The 17,954-nt window shown below is 43.7% G+C and carries 20 protein-coding genes and 1 pseudogene; 2 read left to right on the forward strand and 19 right to left on the reverse strand.

The window, feature by feature from the left end; all coding sequences use genetic code 11:
* Positions 1-20: 20 nt before the first annotated feature.
* The 4 genes from AC58VC_RS07205 to AC58VC_RS07220 all read right to left on the reverse strand — a co-directional run bounded on the left by AC58VC_RS07205 (position 21) and on the right by AC58VC_RS07220 (position 4,100).
* Entirely contained in the window at positions 21-896 is an 876-nt protein-coding gene (locus AC58VC_RS07205) for a carbohydrate ABC transporter permease (RefSeq protein ID WP_497368159.1), read from the reverse strand.
* Between the two features lie 18 nt (positions 897-914).
* The gene (locus AC58VC_RS07210) at positions 915-1,871 is read right to left on the reverse strand and encodes an ABC transporter permease (RefSeq protein ID WP_497368160.1); all 957 of its coding nucleotides are present in this window, start codon (positions 1,869-1,871) and stop codon (positions 915-917) included.
* A 262-nt stretch (positions 1,872-2,133) separates the two neighbouring features.
* A complete protein-coding gene (locus AC58VC_RS07215) occupies positions 2,134-2,742 on the reverse strand; it encodes a TetR/AcrR family transcriptional regulator (RefSeq protein ID WP_497368161.1) in 609 nt (202 codons plus the stop codon).
* A 77-nt stretch (positions 2,743-2,819) separates the two neighbouring features.
* Positions 2,820-4,100 carry an adenylosuccinate synthase gene (locus tag AC58VC_RS07220; protein ID WP_497368162.1) on the reverse strand — a complete coding sequence of 427 codons (1,281 nt, stop codon included), beginning with the start codon at positions 4,098-4,100 and terminating at the stop codon, positions 2,820-2,822.
* 110 nt (positions 4,101-4,210) lie between these two features.
* On the opposite strand from AC58VC_RS07220, the gene AC58VC_RS07225 reads away from it, so the two are divergent.
* Positions 4,211-5,089, forward strand: coding sequence for a LysR family transcriptional regulator (locus AC58VC_RS07225; RefSeq protein WP_497368163.1), 879 nt, complete (start codon positions 4,211-4,213; stop codon positions 5,087-5,089).
* 30 nt (positions 5,090-5,119) lie between these two features.
* Here AC58VC_RS07225 and AC58VC_RS07230 read toward each other — a convergent pair whose 3' ends face one another.
* The 13 genes from AC58VC_RS07230 to AC58VC_RS07290 all read right to left on the reverse strand — a co-directional run bounded on the left by AC58VC_RS07230 (position 5,120) and on the right by AC58VC_RS07290 (position 14,537).
* On the reverse strand, positions 5,120-6,046 hold the full coding sequence (locus AC58VC_RS07230) for an NAD-dependent epimerase/dehydratase family protein (RefSeq protein WP_497368164.1): 927 nt from the start codon (positions 6,044-6,046) through the stop codon (positions 5,120-5,122).
* A gap of 53 nt (positions 6,047-6,099) precedes the next feature.
* Complete coding sequence (locus AC58VC_RS07235; protein WP_497368165.1) at positions 6,100-6,957, reverse strand: MerR family transcriptional regulator; 858 nt, start codon at positions 6,955-6,957, stop codon at positions 6,100-6,102.
* A gap of 17 nt (positions 6,958-6,974) precedes the next feature.
* Positions 6,975-7,700: a PIG-L family deacetylase gene (locus tag AC58VC_RS07240; RefSeq protein WP_497368166.1), complete on the reverse strand. Its 726-nt coding sequence runs from the start codon at positions 7,698-7,700 to the stop codon at positions 6,975-6,977.
* Positions 7,697-8,008, reverse strand: coding sequence for a DUF1806 family protein (locus AC58VC_RS07245; RefSeq protein WP_497368167.1), 312 nt, complete (start codon positions 8,006-8,008; stop codon positions 7,697-7,699). The genes AC58VC_RS07240 and AC58VC_RS07245 overlap by 4 nt, the downstream gene beginning before the upstream one ends.
* Positions 8,009-8,151: 143 nt before the next feature.
* On the reverse strand, positions 8,152-9,456 hold the full coding sequence (locus AC58VC_RS07250) for an epoxide hydrolase family protein (protein ID WP_497368168.1): 1,305 nt from the start codon (positions 9,454-9,456) through the stop codon (positions 8,152-8,154).
* Between the two features lie 214 nt (positions 9,457-9,670).
* Positions 9,671-10,366: a YjgB family protein gene (locus AC58VC_RS07255; protein ID WP_497368169.1), complete on the reverse strand. Its 696-nt coding sequence runs from the start codon at positions 10,364-10,366 to the stop codon at positions 9,671-9,673.
* 157 nt (positions 10,367-10,523) lie between these two features.
* Positions 10,524-10,811 (reverse strand): hypothetical protein, encoded by a 288-nt coding sequence (locus tag AC58VC_RS07260; RefSeq protein ID WP_497368170.1) that lies wholly within the window; start codon positions 10,809-10,811, stop codon positions 10,524-10,526.
* Positions 10,812-10,944: 133 nt separating this feature from the next.
* A complete protein-coding gene (locus AC58VC_RS07265) occupies positions 10,945-11,643 on the reverse strand; it encodes an ankyrin repeat domain-containing protein (RefSeq protein ID WP_497368171.1) in 699 nt (232 codons plus the stop codon).
* 164 nt (positions 11,644-11,807) lie between these two features.
* Positions 11,808-12,260, reverse strand: coding sequence for a peptide-methionine (R)-S-oxide reductase MsrB (gene msrB / locus AC58VC_RS07270; RefSeq protein ID WP_497368987.1), 453 nt, complete (start codon positions 12,258-12,260; stop codon positions 11,808-11,810).
* A 12-nt stretch (positions 12,261-12,272) separates the two neighbouring features.
* Positions 12,273-12,701: an organic hydroperoxide resistance protein gene (locus tag AC58VC_RS07275; protein ID WP_497368172.1), complete on the reverse strand. Its 429-nt coding sequence runs from the start codon at positions 12,699-12,701 to the stop codon at positions 12,273-12,275.
* 54 nt (positions 12,702-12,755) lie between these two features.
* On the reverse strand, positions 12,756-13,184 hold the full coding sequence (locus AC58VC_RS07280) for an organic hydroperoxide resistance protein (RefSeq protein ID WP_497368173.1): 429 nt from the start codon (positions 13,182-13,184) through the stop codon (positions 12,756-12,758).
* Positions 13,185-13,365: 181 nt separating this feature from the next.
* The gene (locus AC58VC_RS07285; protein ID WP_497368174.1) at positions 13,366-13,953 is read right to left on the reverse strand and encodes a TetR/AcrR family transcriptional regulator; all 588 of its coding nucleotides are present in this window, start codon (positions 13,951-13,953) and stop codon (positions 13,366-13,368) included.
* A gap of 137 nt (positions 13,954-14,090) precedes the next feature.
* Positions 14,091-14,537 (reverse strand): GNAT family N-acetyltransferase, encoded by a 447-nt coding sequence (locus tag AC58VC_RS07290; protein WP_497368175.1) that lies wholly within the window; start codon positions 14,535-14,537, stop codon positions 14,091-14,093.
* Between the two features lie 145 nt (positions 14,538-14,682).
* Here AC58VC_RS07290 and AC58VC_RS07295 point away from each other — a divergent pair, with 145 nt between their 5' ends.
* Positions 14,683-15,618 carry an acetamidase/formamidase family protein gene (locus tag AC58VC_RS07295; protein ID WP_497368176.1) on the forward strand — a complete coding sequence of 312 codons (936 nt, stop codon included), beginning with the start codon at positions 14,683-14,685 and terminating at the stop codon, positions 15,616-15,618.
* 69 nt (positions 15,619-15,687) lie between these two features.
* Here AC58VC_RS07295 and AC58VC_RS07300 read toward each other — a convergent pair.
* Together AC58VC_RS07300 and AC58VC_RS07305 are read right to left on the reverse strand one after the other, a co-directional pair.
* Positions 15,688-15,823 (reverse strand): annotated as a pseudogene (locus AC58VC_RS07300) (NUDIX hydrolase); the annotation flags it as partial.
* Between the two features lie 178 nt (positions 15,824-16,001).
* The gene (locus AC58VC_RS07305; RefSeq protein ID WP_497368177.1) at positions 16,002-17,540 is read right to left on the reverse strand and encodes a peptidase G2 autoproteolytic cleavage domain-containing protein; all 1,539 of its coding nucleotides are present in this window, start codon (positions 17,538-17,540) and stop codon (positions 16,002-16,004) included.
* Positions 17,541-17,954 lie beyond the last annotated feature (414 nt).

The following is a 17,954-nucleotide window of genomic DNA, read 5'->3' on the forward strand; positions in this document are numbered from 1 at the left end:
TGCATAGACCCTCCTTGGATTTAGCCTTTGACCGATCCGATTAACGCCCCTTTGGCAAAATGCTTCTGCAAGAATGGATACACACAGAGTATGGGGACGGTGGAGATGACAATAACCGCCATCTTGATAATTTGTCCAGGCGGCACAATGTAGTTGGAATCAAATGTCGCCGAATCACCGAGTCCCCCGGACGAAAGGATAACGATCTGTCGCAGCCATACCTGAATCGGCCATTTGTAGTTATCATTAATGTAAAGAATGGCGGAGAAAAACGAGTTCCAATGGTTGACTGCATAGAACAACGAGAACGTTGCGATAGCTGGTAACGACAGTGGCAGCACAATTTGCCACAGAATACGTAGATCGTTGCAGCCATCTATTTTTGCTGCTTCCTCAAGCCCGTCCGGCATCTGCTGAAAGAAATTCTTGAGCACAATTAGATTGAACGCACTAATTGCCCCAGGCAGCAGCAGCGACCAGAAGGAATCGATCATTCCGAGCGACTTGACGACTAGAAAGAGCGGAATCATCCCCCCACTGAACAGCATCGAGAAAACGACACCGAGCAGAATGAACTTTCGTCCATCCAAATCTTTGCGCGACAGCGGATATGCCATCAAACAGGTGAACACCAGGTTGATCAGCGTGCCAGCTACCGTAATGAAAATAGTTACACTCAAGCTAGTCAACAGCACCGGGGTTGAGAAAATATACTTAAATCCTTCAAGTGATAGCGTATGCGGAAACAAGACTATCCTTCGGCTGATATATTCCTGCGGCGAGGTAAATGCACCGCCGACTACATAAATGAAAGGCAGGATGGTCACTAAGCCAAACAATCCCAAAAAGGTGTAATTGAAAAGGTCAAATAGTCTACCGCCAAGTGATTCCTTCATATCGATTCCTCCATCTTATTAATAAATGCCTTCCTCACCTGCTTTTTTGGCCAAGTGGTTGGCGCCAACCACCAGCACAATTCCTATGACCGATTTGAACAAATTCACTGCTGTTGAATAACTGAAGTCCCCTTGCTGTATACCGCGTTCATACACATATGTCTCGAAGACCTCACCAACCTCGCGATTCATCGGGTTTAACATCAGGAATATTTGCTCGAAGCCAACATCCAGAAATGAACCGAGCCTTAAGATCAGGAGGACAACGATCGTGCTGCGGATGGCTGGTAACGTCACATGAATCATCTGTTTCCACCTTCCTGCACCATCGATCCGTGCAGCTTCGTACAGCTGTGTGTCGACGCCAGCAAGTGCCGCAAGAAACAGGATCGTTCCCCAACCGGTTTCTTTCCAAATCATTTCGCCAATAATAAATGGCCTAAACCAGTCTTTGTCCAGCAGCATGTTCATCTTCTGTCCACCGAAGGATGCGATCAATTCGTTAAGAATACCGCCTTCCGTTGTAAACAGAATATGGACCAATCCGACAACAACGACCCAAGAAATGAAATGTGGTATATAAATGAGGCTTTGCACAGTTCGCTTGAACACTTCCTTACGAATTTCATTGAGCATGAGTGCAACAAGGATCGGTAACGGGAAGAAGAATAAGATGTTGTAGATCGCTAGAACAAACGTATTTTTGAATAGTAGCGCAAACTCGGGCTCACTAAAGAATGTCCGGAAGTGGGTAAAACCGACCCAATCACTCCCCCAAAACCCATTGAAAGGTGAGTAATCCTGAAATGCGATCAGTACCCCCCACATCGGTGCATATTTAAAAATTAGAAAATACAGTACACCTGGGGTAAGCATGTAATAGAGCCAGCGATTTTTGAGCAGTCTTTTCTTCAGTACGTTCGAGGATAAAATAGATACTCGTTTGACGCCGGCGTCTACCGTCGTTGCCTTCATGTGAGATGACCTTCCTTTCTGCATGGTGCGTTTGAATAAAATGATCATAGCATCGTATGGAGTAACCGGATACAATCATCAGAAAGCCAGTTGTATACGCTTACAATACGGGGGATAACGGCCATCAATAATCATCAGATAACATCGGATAATCATTATAAAGCTTATTCTTTATTCTGTATTCTGTCCTTCCGCAACAAACTTCATGGTAGTAGACCAAAAAGGCTGCCTCTCTTGCAGGCAGCCTTCCTATTCCACTTTATTATCGTAGACCTTTTATTAGCGCATCCACATATTTCTCGCTCGCTCTGAGCATATCGTAAGATGAGTCTGACAGGCACCAGGTCATGAAGGCTCCCGTCAAAAAAGAGTAAAGATAATTCACGATCTCTTCGACGGATAAATCATTTCTAAATAATGACTTATCTATTCCCTCTTGAATAGCTTCAAAGAACAGGTCTTGCTCAATACAGTCTGAAAAAAATGAGGTTTCGCTTGATTTTAAGGATAGATTAACAACAAAAGTAAGTTTAGTTAGTTCTACACCAACGATTAATGGAAAGCCTAGTGCAACCACTATAAAAGTTTTAACTTTATCAACAGGAGAAGCATCTTTGTTTTCAAGAATATACTTCCCGAAATTCTCTTCCATATACTCGGAATAATCGTCTCGGTACAATTTTCTGACGATATCCTCTTTCGACTTATAATGAACATAGAATGCCCCTTTGGAAAGGCTGCATTTCTCACAAATTTCATCAACCGTAACGTTGTTATATCCCTTGCTTACGATGAGTTCCTTCGCTACAGCGAATATCTTTTTCTTCGTGGCTTTCCCCTTCAGGTACCGACTCGTTTCCTTATCCTTCATTCCGCAACCCCTCCGCACCTACAACTATAACGTATATTTTTTTGGTTAGTCAATTCGGGGAGTTGGCAAGACTTTGCTCATAGGGCTATTAGTTGTTCGCGTCTAGGTCCTACCGAGACATACATGATTTGCACATTGATGGCAGATTCAATGAATGCGACGTATTGCTGTGCAGCAATAGGCAGCTCGTCAAAAGAACGTGCTTTTGAAATATCACATTTCCAACCCTTTAATTGTCGCCAAATAGGCTTTGCCTTATCCATCTTTGCACTCACTGGAAAATCCTCAGTTATCGTCCCATCTTCTAGTTCATATCCTACGCAAACTGGAATGCTCTCTAAGTATCCAAGTACATCAAGATTTGTCAAAGCGACTTCCGTCGCTCCTTGTATCAGGCAGCCGTAACGAGTTGCCACAGCATCGAACCAACCAACACGACGAGGGCGACCAGTGGTTGCACCGTACTCCCCCGCGTCCCCTCCTAAGCGTCGCAATTCATCAGCCTCTGTTCCATCCAATTCGGATACAAAGGGTCCTGTACCTACGCAGCTTGAATACGCTTTGACCACAGCCATAACCTTCGTAATGGCATAAGGTGGCAATCCTGCACCGACAGGTGCAAATCCAGCAAGAGTAGAAGATGATGTGGAATAAGGATATATACCATGATCGGGGTCACGCAATGCACCGAGTTGGCCTTCTAACAATATCGCCTCACCTTTCTCATATGCTTTATGAAGCATGATAGTGGTATCGCGAACAAATGGGCGGAGTTTCTCTGCTTGTCCTAATAATTCCGGTAGTAAATCCTCTGGTTGAATCGGTTGTCGCCCGTATAGATGCTCAAGTAGGACGTTCTTTGCCTCTAGTGATTGTTTTAGTCGAAACAATAATCTATGTTTATCGTACAAGTCGGACACTTGAATACCGAGCTTTGCATATTTATCCATGTAAAAAGGAGCAATCCCGCGTTTCGTTGAACCAAAACTATGAACGCCTAATCGTTCTTCTTCCAGCTTATCAAATAAACGGTGTACAGGAAGCACAATTTGCGCACGATCAGACACGCTTAAATGTGGTTCTGGAACACCTCTTTCAAGCAACTCTTCTCGTTCTCTAATGAAAGCATCCACATCTAACGCAACACCTGGACCAATCACATTCCTAACTTTTGGATAAAACACGCCCGATGGAAGCATATGTAGCGCAAATTTTCCATAATCGTTTATAATCGTATGCCCCGCGTTGCTCCCGCCTTGATAACGAACAACATAAGACGATTCTGCAGAAAGGACATCCGTCATTTTACCCTTTCCTTCATCTCCCCAATTTGCTCCTACAATCGCTGTAACCGTCAATTTCCTCGCCTCCGCCACTTGAATTTTTCTACATCCATTATTATAATTTCCAGTAATAACATTAGTAAAATTGATATAAATAATAATCATCATAAACAGGAGTAATGTCTATGAATTTCAATATGGAATGGTATCGCGTTTTCTATTGGACGGCAAAATTCGGCAGTTTAACGAAGGCCGCAGAGAAACTACATATAACTCAACCTGCGGTAAGTCACACACTGAAGCAACTCGAACAAAGTCTTGGTGGATTGCTTTTTTTTCGGACTAAAAAAGGAGTAACGTTAACAACTGAGGGTGAAGTGCTTTTCAAATACGTAGAGCAGGCAATCCATTTTATTGAAATTGGGGAGAAAAATATTACGGCCATGCATGAACTTATTTACGGGGAGATTAACATCGGCGCAAGCGACACGCTCTGCAAGCATTATCTACTAAGACATTTAGAGAAATTCCATAAGCAATTCCCAGACATCAAGATCCATGTCACCAATCGAACAACCCCGGAAACAATCACGCTTCTAAAAGAGGGGAAAATTGACTTTGGAATTGTGAACTTACCTATGATGGATCCGAACATTAACTTCCGTGTAAGTTCTCCCCAGCAGGACTGCCTCGTTGGAAATCAAGAATATGCTGCTCTAGCGGAAACCACTTTCCTTCTGGAGCAGCTTCATCAATACCCTTTGTTGCTCCTAGAGCCAGGAGGCAGTACACGAAGTTTTCTTGACAACTATGCAATATCTCACGGCATACAGCTAAAGCCAGAATTTGAATTAGGCAGTCTTGATCTTCTTGTACAGTTCGCACAAAGTGGCTTTGGCCTAACTTTTATTGTACGCAATTACGTAACTGAGGAGTTAAGCTCAGGCAAACTGGTGGAAATCCCCTTGTTCCCTCCTGTGCCAGAGCGCCACGTTGGGATTGCAACACTCAAGGGCGTGCCGCTTTCAGCTGCTTCAAGACGCCTCCTTGAGTTTTTGCCATAATCCCATGAGAGTAGGGAAAACCTAACCAGTTTACTTGTCGTTGTTACGACTAATCGAATGCAGGGTTTTCTCTAAGGCATCTTGCAAAGGCGTGGCGTGAATACCAAACCGTTTAGTAAATTTGTTACTGTCTACAGTGAAATCTTCTTCAAATTGGTACAACATTTCTATACTCTCTTTCGCTTCAGGTATGAACAGCCCACCTAATCTGAGCATCCCTTTTCCCATCGTTCGAATTACCGCAGGAAATCCAGCTATTTGATACGCCATTTCTACAAATTCCCTTGTACTTACGGTGTTCGCATTCGGTACATGCCACACTTGTCCATAAGCGTCATCATGTTTGCTCAGCACAACGAGCGCCTTTCCGAAATCCTCGATAAATGTGTACGTATGCTTCCGGTCCGGGTTTCCCAACACCATGCAGGCTTTACCATTACTGATTGAATGAAAAAGCCTTGAACCTACGGAAGAATTGTGAACGTTCGGACCAAAAAAATCTGCACCTCTTCCCATTGCCACCTGCAAAGTTCCGTCTTGATGTAATTTTGTCAACATGCGGGACATGTCTGCCCTGATCTGTCCCTTTTTCGTTGTAGCGGAATACGGTAAATTCTCGTGCATGCTTCCTTTTACTAGCCCATACATATACAAATTCTCAGCTGCAATAAGTTTGGCACCCGTAGCAATAGCTCCTGAAATGATATGATCCTGAAAAGGTATAAACATCTTGCTCCACTTATGATACGGGGGTTGTGAACATTGGAAAATGACCTTGGATCCCTTTATGACTTCCTTTGCTTGATCTTTATCCATTAGATCGGCTTTTTCTACCCTTACCCCCTGTGGGACGAAGGCTCTTCCACTTAAACTAACCATTGTAACTGGTTCTTCACGGGCGATTAGCTCACGCATCACAGACATTCCTAACGGTCCAGTCCCTAAAATTAAATTCATTATTATCCTCCTCATATACATGCTGGATAATAACAAAATAAACCCTATAGCTACTATAGGGTCAATACTTTTCTAACTGGGACTTGCAGCTCGACAATAAACTCCTCCGGCTTCATCAAATGTGCAGCATCGACGATGTACGCCTCGATAGAAGCACCGTTTTCAACGTATCCGTTTTCCTCAATCCATTGTAGAAGTCTACGATAGATCCGTTTGCATGACACATCATTAGGGATTCCGGAATAGAGAGCAGTAATATAATCACCTTCTGGAATAATCCGTGTATACTCCGTTCCAGGGCCTGCATGCTCAAGAATGATACAGTATTCCAGGTCTGATTCCTCGCGGTCAAAGGTCATAATGTTCTCATGATAGACAGTCATAATATGATTTGGTGTTAAACTACTAGCATCAATCTTGCCAAAAAGCTCTGTGAATTTTACAATCGAGGGTTCCATCCCACAAGCATAAAGCCCTCGATCAGAAACGACAAACCGGTCAGGGAACCGCTTCAACTCCACTAGAACATCAAGGTCTTTCAAACCATTTCCTATTTCCTGAAGCAGAACGATTCTAGCCGTTCTTTGTTCGATCGACTTCACAGTCTGCTCCAATCTACTAATCTCTTCTAACATTTCTGTTTGCTTGGATTTGAGTTTTATAAACAGGCTGTCCAAGCTGTCGTTCTTCAACATCTTCCCAATTTCGTCTAACGAGAATTGCAGCATTTTCATGTCCTGAACGATCTTGATATTTAGAATATCTCGATTAGAGTAATAACGATAACCGGTAAATTTGTCCGTATGATTGGGAATCACCAATCCGATTTTATCGTAATAACGCAAAGTTTGAACGGATAAGTCGCAAATTTTTGCTGCTTGACCTATGGAGTAATATTGATCATTACTCATATTCCCTACAACCCCTTTTAAGGAATATCCCTGCTAAACAAATCATCGAAGCTATTTGCCGAAGACACCCTATCCGCTTTCAAAAAGTATTCATATTTACCGAATCTCGCTTTTGCCTCATGGTCGGGCAGCCATACCCATTCGTCAATTTCGGTTTGGCACCGATGAGCACGAAACGCGGCAATCTTTGCATCTAGATGAGCATGCACATCGATTTTGACAACATCCTTGCGGGTATACCCATATCGTTCTGGACGCTCCATCGCATCACCAAACGTAATGAAATATAATGCACCTCGTTGCCCTGATCTTTGAAAAGCCGCAGTCGTCGCTTTGCCGATTGCACAATGATCTGGGTGTCCACCCAGCTTTTCGTGAAAAGTAAGGACGACATCCGGATCAACTTCTTGGATGAGATTCGCAATTCGTGTTGTCAAATTATTCTCATCTGCAAACTCAACCGTCTTGTCACGGATATCAAAAAATAGGAGTTGCCGTATTCCCAAGCTGTCGCAGGCATTCCGCAGTTCCATTTCACGAGCAGCGGCCATTGATTCACGATTGAGATAAGGCGGATTGCCCATGCGTCGCCCCATTTCTCCACGCGTTGCACTCACTAGCGTTATGTCAACCTCTTCACTGGCATATTTGGCAAGGGTACCTCCACAAATAAACGACTCATCATCGGGATGAGCAAACACTGCGAGGAGTTTTTTCAATGGTCCTTTATCGGTATTGTTCATTCTGGAAACGGCTCCTTTCCAATGTGCAGAGCAACATTCATCCGACCTCTGTCATCATACCCGGCTAATAAAAGACGGCTGTTCGCATCAATCTCATAATGCGTGAGCGCCTCCATTCGAAGCCAGCCATGCCCATCAAATCGGAGAGCAGCACGAAATGGACCTTCGCCAGCTAGAAATGCATGAGTAACATTGACCTTGAAATTGCGTACGAATACAAATGACGTTGCTTCACTGTGAATATAAACATCAGTCCCTATGAAGGCCTGAAGCTCGGCTTCTACTTTCGATCTGATTATTTTGATCATCGCTTAGATTCTCTTTTCTGAAAGGTTTATATTTCATTGCTACATAATCGTATCACAGCTCATCATTCAAAAGAAATAACTGGTTACTCGTAAAAGCAATGAAGCTGCCAATTGTGTCGGCAGCTTCATCTATCAATCTTTATTCATCTCAGTGGTTTAAAGGCATTCCTAAGCTCGTCCACGAATAGCTTCGGCTGCTCCCATGCCGCGAAGTGACCACCTTTACTTAGCTTGTTGTAATAGATAAGATTCGGATATGCTTTCTCCGCCCAGCTCTTCGGCGCTTGATAAAGCTCGTCAGGAAAGGCGCTTACGGCAACCGGCAACGTGACACCTTTGATGCTGAAGAAGGGATATTTATTCTCCCAATAGAGACGCGCTGACGAGATCGGCGTGTTCGTCAGCCAATAGAGCGTAATATTGTCAAGAATATCGTCTCGCGAGAGACCTCCTGGTTTTCCTTCAAACGCATTTGCCATGAGTTCCAGGCTCTTCGCATCATGATCGAGCATGAAAGCCGCTAAGCCTACAGGTGAATCTGCTAGTCCGGTCAACGTCTGAGGACGTGAACTCATCAACTGCGAATAAGCTAGCTGCATGTTGAAGAAGGCTAGTTGCTCGCACGCGCGTTTCTCATCACCTGAAAGTCCAGATGGACAACCTTTGCCGGCCTGAATCGACTTTTCAATTTCGGCTGGAACTGCACCAGGCATATTTGTATGAATAGCAATCAGTCCCTTTGGCTTCTGTACACCCATCAAATCAGCAATCATAGCACCCCAATCGCCGCCTTGCGCCACATAACCCGTGTATCCCAAACGATTCATTAGTTCTCCGTATGCTCTCGCGATTCGGTCAGGGCCCCATCCGGTTGCAGTCGGTTTACTTGAGAATCCGTGGCCAGGCATTGAAGGAATGACAACATCGAAGGCGTCCGATGGCTTTCCACCATAGGCCGTGGGATTTGTAAGCGGATCTATAACTTTCAGCATCTCAATAATGGATCCAGGCCAGCCGTGCATAAGAATAATTGGTAAAGCGTCTTCATGCTTCGACTTAACGTGAATGAACTGGATGTCCTCCCCATCAATGTTGGTGACGAACATCGGTAAGGCATTCAGCTTCTCCTCGAACTTGTACCAACTATAATTATTCGCCCAATAGTCCGCAAGTTTCTTCACCGTTGCCAGCGGCACGCCTTGAGATTGATCCGAAACCGTTTCCTTATCAGGCCATCTTGTCGCAAGTATGCGTCTACGTAAATCAACAAGATTACTTTCCGGGAAATGTACGTGAAACGGACGAATGGCGGTCTTGTCCACTGCCGTTTTTTGAGGGGCTGCTTCCGCCTTTCCGTTAGCCTCTTTAGTAAGTGGACCGCAAACCGTCAAGCCCACAGTCAGACTTAAAATCATTGCTGAACGAAGAAAAGGTAATCTGAGCTTCATGAAGTAACGCTCCTTTTAGAAACCAATGTGACGATCTAACATTAAGTTCCATCCGAAACGCATTTCTTATGCGGAAATCGCTCAACATAATAAAAAAGATCTTTTCACATGTACGTATAAGTAAACGGCCAGTTAGCACAACGCGGCCACCGATCTAAGCCGGCAGCCGCGTTATGGTTATTTATTAATTTCATTTACTCCAATCGAGGGTACATCAGCCAGCCATGTTATTGACTAGGTGCTTGGTGTCAAAAACAGATATGTGGTCAACTTTTCCGCTTGATTTGGGAATAATAAATTTAAGTTGAAACATATCGGATGCTTTATAAATATAAATCGTATCATTCCCGTTAACCTTCGTATCAGCTGGCTTTCCTAGTGCTTGTTCAATTTGAGTTAATGTTATAGTTTGCAGCTTGGGATCGTTGGAACGAATATCAATGATTTGATCGCCTTTATTGAAGCCAATGACTGCATTCTTCTTCGTGTAGGTCGCATATATGCCACTTCCAGCAGCATCTTTACTATCCGATTTCCCCCACGCCTTCTCCACATCCTGGAAGAAACTAGTTTCTCCAGCAAATTCTATGCCAGCCACCTTACCTACCTTCGCCAGTTCAAACATATCTTTAATTTGCTTAGTAACGGATGTCGTTGTCTCAGAGGTTACTGGTTTTACATTTACGCTGCCACTAGGCGTTGATACAGGCGTTGATGTCGGCGTTGAAGTAGTTGTCGGATCTGCACTAGGTGTAGCTGAAGGTTCAACGACTACATTTGGTGTGCTGCTTGCTATTGGAGTAGCTGCGTTCGCTACAGGTTTTTCAGTAGATGTACATGCTGTAAACATGACCATACTCGCGATTAACATTGGGTATACCACTGCTGCTTTTTTACTATTACTTCTCATAATATGTCTTCTCTCCTAGTTGTTTGAGTGCTTACAATATATAAACGATAAACAGTTAACTATTGTTGCAACATATTTTTGCTCTTCAGATACCAAAAAAACCAAGGTCTCTATTTCAGACATTGGGTTCCTCTGTTAAGAACGATTTGCTAACGGTTTAGAAATAGGCGGATATCGCCCAAACGCAAGCGCCCACGACCGCGACGCATACCCAAAAAATCCCGTAAGCCTTCCGAAACGAACGATTTGCGAAAGCCCGTCGTAGCAAAAACTCGTTCACAATGATAAGAATGATTCCAATAAGTGGATATACTCCCCAAATCGCAAGCAGTCTAATAGCTGGCTCGCCGGTATCGTTGAATAGAAAAGATATGGCCAGCAGAAGTAGCGAGGCGAGAGTTACGAGCACTAATATCGTGCGAGTAAAAAATGCGAGTAGTTTCATGTTTGCCTCCAAAGACGATAAATAGTTTAATTATGCATCCAGCGATAAGACTTTTGAGCTAACATTCCCTAATAAATGAATGGATAAAACGTACTTAAACTTCTCTTAGCTTTTTAAAACAACTTCATCTGCTTCAGGATTTTGCCCCTTTACTTTTCAACCAGGCAACCATTGTGGCCCTCCGAGTGTCTAGAGCACCCGCTGTATAGAGAGCCGACTTACTGCTGTAGCTAGGAATACCATTGATGTCCGCTCCTCGCGTCAGCAAGTATTCGGCCACTCTCCGTTGCCCTCCATGGCACGCTTGCCAGAAAGCAACGGTCAAGTCTTCCTGCGTAGGCGACGGATTCCTGTCAATAAGTTCCTCTACGCGAGACATCATTCCCAAAGCTGACGCTTGCCAAAGCCTATCAACTCGAGCCCCGCGCTCTACCAGTAGCCGAGCAACATTCCAACATCCATAGCCGACTGCATTAGCCAAGGGAGTACCACCACCGATTGAGCCGCCTAACATTTCAATATCGGCACCCCCAGCGATTAAAACAGAAGCAACATCAACATCATCGCTGCTGGCGGTCCAGTGTAGCGGTGTCTCCGAATGGCTGCCCCCAATCATTGTTGCGTTTGAGTCAGCTCCAGCTGCAAGGAGTATTTTCGCGGTCATGGGACCGTTAGGGAAATATCCTGGCCAGTCGCTAACAATGTGCAGGGCTGTACGAGAACTGCCTTTGTTATCAATGGCTCTTTTGTTGACCAAGTCTGGAAATTCTTCTAAAAAACAACGCAGTTCATCCACGTCGCCCGTTTGAATTGCACGTACGAATGATTCCATAGTTCCCGCTCCTTGATTTTTCTTTCTTCCTGTATGTATGCAAGAGGTCAACTTACAATTATTTTAACACGCCATCAAGAAAAACCTCCTTAGTTAAGTAGATAAAAAGAAAAACCGCCATTGAGGCGGAATTTGTTGGGGGCTGTTTTCTTGTCATCCGACGACTATTCTTTAAACAAATCTGTATAGTCGCCATATCCTCTTTTTTCAAGTTCAGCTTTCGGAATAAACGCCATGGCTGCTGAATTCATACAAAATCGTAATCCCGCTGGACCTGGCCCATCTTTGAAGACGTCACCTAGAAAGGAATCGGCCTCCGCACTTCTGGCTTCGTATCCAAAAGCGAAGAATTTGCTTTTAAGCACAACGCTGCTTGGATCCAAAGGCTTTGTAAAGCTAGGCCAGCCTGTACGCGCATCATACTTGTCCTTCGAACTGAACAACGGCTCACCCGAAACAATATCTACGTATATACCTTCTTCGTTATTATCCCAATATTCGTTGTTAAATGGCCTCTCGTCCGCGCCATGCTGTGTTACGTCGTACTGAAGTTTGGTTAGAGTTTTTAGCCGTTCCTGCTTGTTAAAATCGACCTTGATACTTTGATTAACATGTATTTTCACTTCAGTTTAACCAACTACGTTCGTTATGACTTCAATATTGCCGCGAGTTGCTTTGGCATAAGGGCAAACCAGATGGGCTTCCTCGACGATTTCTTTAGCCACACTAGTTTCTACACCTTTTATTGTGATGTCCATATTCATAGCTAATACATAGCCATCATCCGCATCTTTGCCAAGTGTAACGTTAGAATTGATTGTTATACCTTCTGCTTTAATATTCTTTTTTCTAAGAATAGTCCCCATTGCGCCTTCAAAACATGCGGCAAATCCCGCAGCGAAGAGTTGTTCTGGATTTGTTCCTGCACCGTTACCCCCTAGTTCCTTAGGATATCTCAAGTCCAAGTTAAGATTACCATCAGTGGAAACAGCTTTGCCATCTCTTCCACCTTGAACATTTACCGTAGCTGTATACAATTTCTTCTCCATTTTTACCATTTTCGGAACACTCCTTTTAGAATTGGATTATTATTTTATACGATTGTTCGCTGCTTAACCTACTACGTTCGTTACGACTTCAATATTGCCGCGAGTTGCTTTAGCATAAGGGCAAACCAGATGGGCTTCCGCGACGATCTCTTCAGCTACACTAGTTTCTACACCTTTTATTGTGATGTCCATATTCATAGCTAATACATAGCCATCATCTGCATCCTTGCCAAGCGTAACGTTAGAATTAATTGTTATACCTTCTGTTTTAATATTCTTTTTTCTAAGAATAGTCCCCATCGCACCTTCAAAACATGCCGCAAATCCTGCAGCGAAGAGTTGCTCTGGATTTGTTCCTGCACTGTTACCCCCTAATTCCTTCGGATATCTCAAGTCCAAGTTAAGATTGCCATCGCTCGAAACAGCTTTGCCATCTCTTCCACCTTGAACATTTACCGTAGCTGTATACAATTTTTTCTCCATTTTTATCATTTCCTGAACTCTCCTCTTGATACTGATTTTTTTTATGCACTTAGCCATCTTGAATATTTGAAGGCCTGATAGGCCGAATGTATTTTTGAACGATCGTTCAAAAATGAGTATAAAATAACAATTACCAGCCAGAATCATGTCGCCACTTTCAAACAGGCTTCCCTTATTGCATCACACTGTTTTAGTCCAGCACCGACAGATTCATATTGATAATATGTTCAAATTTTTCTTTTTCACTTATAGCCTTAACTAATACACGAAGTCCTATTAAAGTATTGTTAAAATAATAAGACAAAAATTCCGCGTTGAGCGTATTGGAAATTTCTCCCGATTGTTGGCCTTCCTCAATAATCTCACGAAGAAATTGTTCGAAATTGGCCCAGCCCAAAAGAACTAAATCCCTTGATATAGGATCCTGTTTTGCCAACTCAGTCGCGGTATTCACCATGAAACAACCATCAGGTACGCCAGATTCTGGTTGAACAATCATTTCAAGTATGAATCGAATTGCTTCTTTGGCAGAATTGGTATCAGCCATACGCCGCATAACCGGGCGCTTAACCACTTGGTCAAACATGTCAATATATTTCTTCAAAGCTTTGATGTATAGGGAGTGCTTGTCACCAAAAGTATCGTACAAGCTTCCTTTGTGAATCCCCATACAAGTAACCAAATCTTGCATAGATGTCTTCTCATAGCCTTGTTCCCAGAATAACAGCATAGCTTTTAGCAAAACAGCATCTTCATCAAATTCTTTTGTCCTAGCCATATCGTTGTGCCCTCCTTTCTTAACAACAATTTACTATATAAAGAACGATCGGTCAAGAAATATTTTTGAACGGTCATTCTTTTATGACCTTCGGTTCCAAAACGCATAGTAATTATTAGTTTTTGGAATCATATACTTCAAAGCTTCGTCCACTCATACTTTATATCTTCAAGTTGCTCTTCATTGTCATTTCCTCTATCAATAATTCTAAATCCGTTGCTCTCATAAAACTTCTGTGCTTTCTTGTTAACTTCAAAAGTATATAAAAAAAGGCTGCCCTCCGATTGCTGCTTGGCGAGGTCTAACAGCCTTTTCCCAACTCCCTGCCCTTGATACTGTGCATGAACGTATAATTGATTAACCCAATTCTCGTTACAAGCTAGTATACCTACTACCTGCTCTCCTAAAGCTTCAATAGCAAGATAAACCTTATTATTTTTGATCAAAATGTTAGTCAGAAAATTTAGATGATTTTCAAAAGAATGTATCTCTTTTTGCCCAATCGCCTGTTCCTTGCTCTCTCTCCACATCTTAACCGTTTGCAAAGCATAGGAAGGATCATATTGGATAATTGTAATTTCCATTCGATTCGCTCCTTTATGATATGTATTCGTATAAATTTCGCAGCCTGTCGATGTTAAGCTGTCATATGATTCCTTCAACTGTCATAAGCAGATATATATTCAAAGTATATATAGAATATAAGTAAAAAATATAAGGGGGCTGCTTATGACTGCCCATTTTCTCGACGATTCTTTCGTTCACTACACTTGGGATAAATCTCTCAAACCGAGGTTGACGATCAAGCCAGGCGACATGGTTACTATGGACTGCCGAGAAGCATCAGATGGCTATATTAGACCGGATCGTCCTATCAAAGAAATGCTCGGTCCGCGAGAAACGAAGGGGCATCCCTTAACTGGCCCCATATTCATTGAGGGCGCAGAACCTGGTGACAGTATTGCCGTTGAAATCCTAGAATTTCAACACAAGGGTTGGGGATGGACTCGTTGTGTTCCAGTTGGGGGTCTACTACCAGGCGAATTCACAGATTATATCACCCTATGGGAACTGAAGGAGGGATTTTCCGATTTCAAGCCAGGTATTCGGATTCCTTTGGAACCTTTCTGCGGTTGTATGGGGGTCGCGCCTGATGAACCTGGACCACACGACACAACCCCTCCCCGAGTTTCAGGAGGAAACTTGGACATTCGCCATCTCGTTGCAGGCTCGACCCTCTTCCTTCCCGTATATGTGAAGGGCGCTCTCTTCTCCGCCGGAGACTGCCATGCTGCTCAAGGTGATGGCGAAGTCTGCATTACCGGCATCGAGGCGCCTATGCAGGTTACCCTGCGATTTCAACTCCGCAAAGGTCTTACGATTCCTGCACCTCAATTTATCACGCCTAGTCCTCTTACAAAAGCTGACACCAGAGGTTACTTTGCTACAACTGGTATCGAACCTGATTTGATGGAGGCAGCAAAGCAGTCAATCAGATATATGATCGATTATCTTGTGCGAACCTACCATCTAACACGAGAGGAGTCCTATCATCTGTGTTCCGTTGCTGTGGATCTTAAGATCAGCGAGATCGTAGATTCGCCTAACTGGATTGTTTCAGCCTACTTACCTTTAAGCATATTCTATGAGTTTCGTTCGACATAGCTTAGTATCCTACCATCAATAGAGTGAAGGGCTACCGTAATATAGTTGCCCTTCGTTCATATCTCTCTAGCTAAGTTCCTTTGTTTCCCTTATTGCAGCATTTTTCATGAATCTCCTTCTTCAACTTGCCCTCTTTTATCAATAATATTTCGTTATGCTCATTAACTACAATTGTTGCCGCGGATACAATGTGTTTTGGAACCATTTTATCGTTCTCCCCACGCTTTAACAAAGTTTGAATTTCCTATTTAATGTATACTAAAATGAATTAGTAGACAGCGCAATAAATTCAAACTAAACTTTCAAAGCAAGCCTCCTCTTCTGCTCTGATGCCTTATTTTTCACTCGGGGTTCCTGTGACTCTCGATGACATTTGAATAACTTTACTCTTTAGCCAACTGAACAGGTTGAACCATAACTAATATTTGATGCGGTCCTGTACGCTTCATAACCCGATATCCATCGTTTGAAGCAGTAGCAATCCCTTCATCATTCGGCTTACAATAACCCTTTGGATGGCATGTCCCGTCGTCTCGAACAAGAATTTGCCCCAATAGTCCAACAACGACCCATTCAGGCCTCTTCAACCTTGCCATGTATTCTTGCTTAGAATCATATTTGGGATTAATCAGCGGACGGGTTTCCATACGTTCAGGAATGATAATTTCACCTTTTTGATCGTACACTGCGGGTATAAGAACATCTTGCATCAGAACCCTGCCCCATTCATCGGTTATAAATTTGTCCTTCCATCTCAACTCTCCACTATTGGCCAAAAAAGAAGGAGTTGCACTCGTTATCCCTAATAGATAATTATCATTTGACTTCGCTTTTCGGATTCGATCACCATCTCCGTCCAAAGTCACCATGTAACCGACATCTATAGGCTGTCCGTCAATGGCTTCAAACATCTCTGCGAAGTCAGCGCCGCCTCCAAACCAACCGACATCCGCAAAACCCTTCCCATTATTGGTGCCTGAACCAATGATTTTGGCCGCCAAATTGTTTCCTGTACCATCATTATCAAGACCATTGGCTAAAAACCAGGAAAAATCGCTGTCTGCTCGTCCGGTTGTTCCCATAATATGAGCACCTATGAATCCATTGGTACTTGTCTGAATCCCTTCAGAATGGGAAGCAGTTCCGCTAGCTGTTGTTAAAATCCCCTCGGCATGGGCATTTAGTCCGCTTGCTATCGTACCGGCACCTTCCGCATGGGAGACAGGTCCACTCGCTTGCGTTCCATTCCCTTCGGCATGTGACGCAACACCGCTGGCGTTCGTAGAACTTCCTTCCGCATGCGAAGCCTCTCCACTCGCAATAGTGCCTTCTCCTTCTGAATGGGAAGCCACTCCACTTGAAATTGTACCTTGACCTTCCGCATGTGAAGCAATTCCACTCGCTGTTGTGGTAAAGCCTTCCGCATGTGATGACCTGCCACTTGCTGTAGTCAACCGTCCTTCTGAATGCGAAGCTAATCCGCTCGCTGTTGTATTAAACCCTTCCGCATGGGAAGCGTCCCCCATAGCTCTTCCAATTTGACCTTCAGCATGACCTGCGAAACCACTTGCTGTTGACTCCGCACCTTCGGCATGGGAAGCATCCCCGCTTGCCGTGACAACTACGCCTTCCGCGTGTGCAGCCAATCCGCTTGCTATATTTCCAAGACCTTCTGCATGTGAAGAATTTCCGCTTGCTAAATTAGGGAATGCTGTTCCAACGGAATCCACACCTCCTCCTTCAACATGGGAAGCCCTTCCGCTGGCTGTATTCCCTTCGCCTTCCGCATGCGCAAATATGCCGGTAACCGTTGTTTTAGTTTTCGTTCCCTCTGTGTGTGAGGCTAAACCATTAGCAACCGTTGAATATCCCTCGGCATGGGAAGCAAATCCAATAGACTTCGTGGAAGAACCCTCAGCCAATGAACACGGACCTAAAGATTGTGTATGACAACCAGGAGTAAACACCGGACCAGGGGGGCCTTTGGGTCCTACTGGTCCTCGGATTCCACGAGGTCCTCTAGGTCCCGCTGGCCCTGGAGGACAGGGACAACATTTATCTTTATTTTTATCTTTATCCTTATGTGACATAAGCCACCTCCCCAAAAATACTAAATAATACATACTATTTTCAAAGAGCACTGAACGCATCCAACACTTGGAGGTGGCGACTAGTGGAATTTCTCTGATTCTATTCTATTTTCCGCACAAACAAGTGGAGGCTGTCCCAAAAGATCAAAAGAGAGGCTCTCCCGCGGTCATTGGATGACTTGGGACAGCCTCTTATAGTGTTTATTTTAAGATTAGCGGGAAAAACTCCCGTTATTTCAAGCAATT

The organism is Paenibacillus sp. J22R67 (assembly GCF_059692175.1).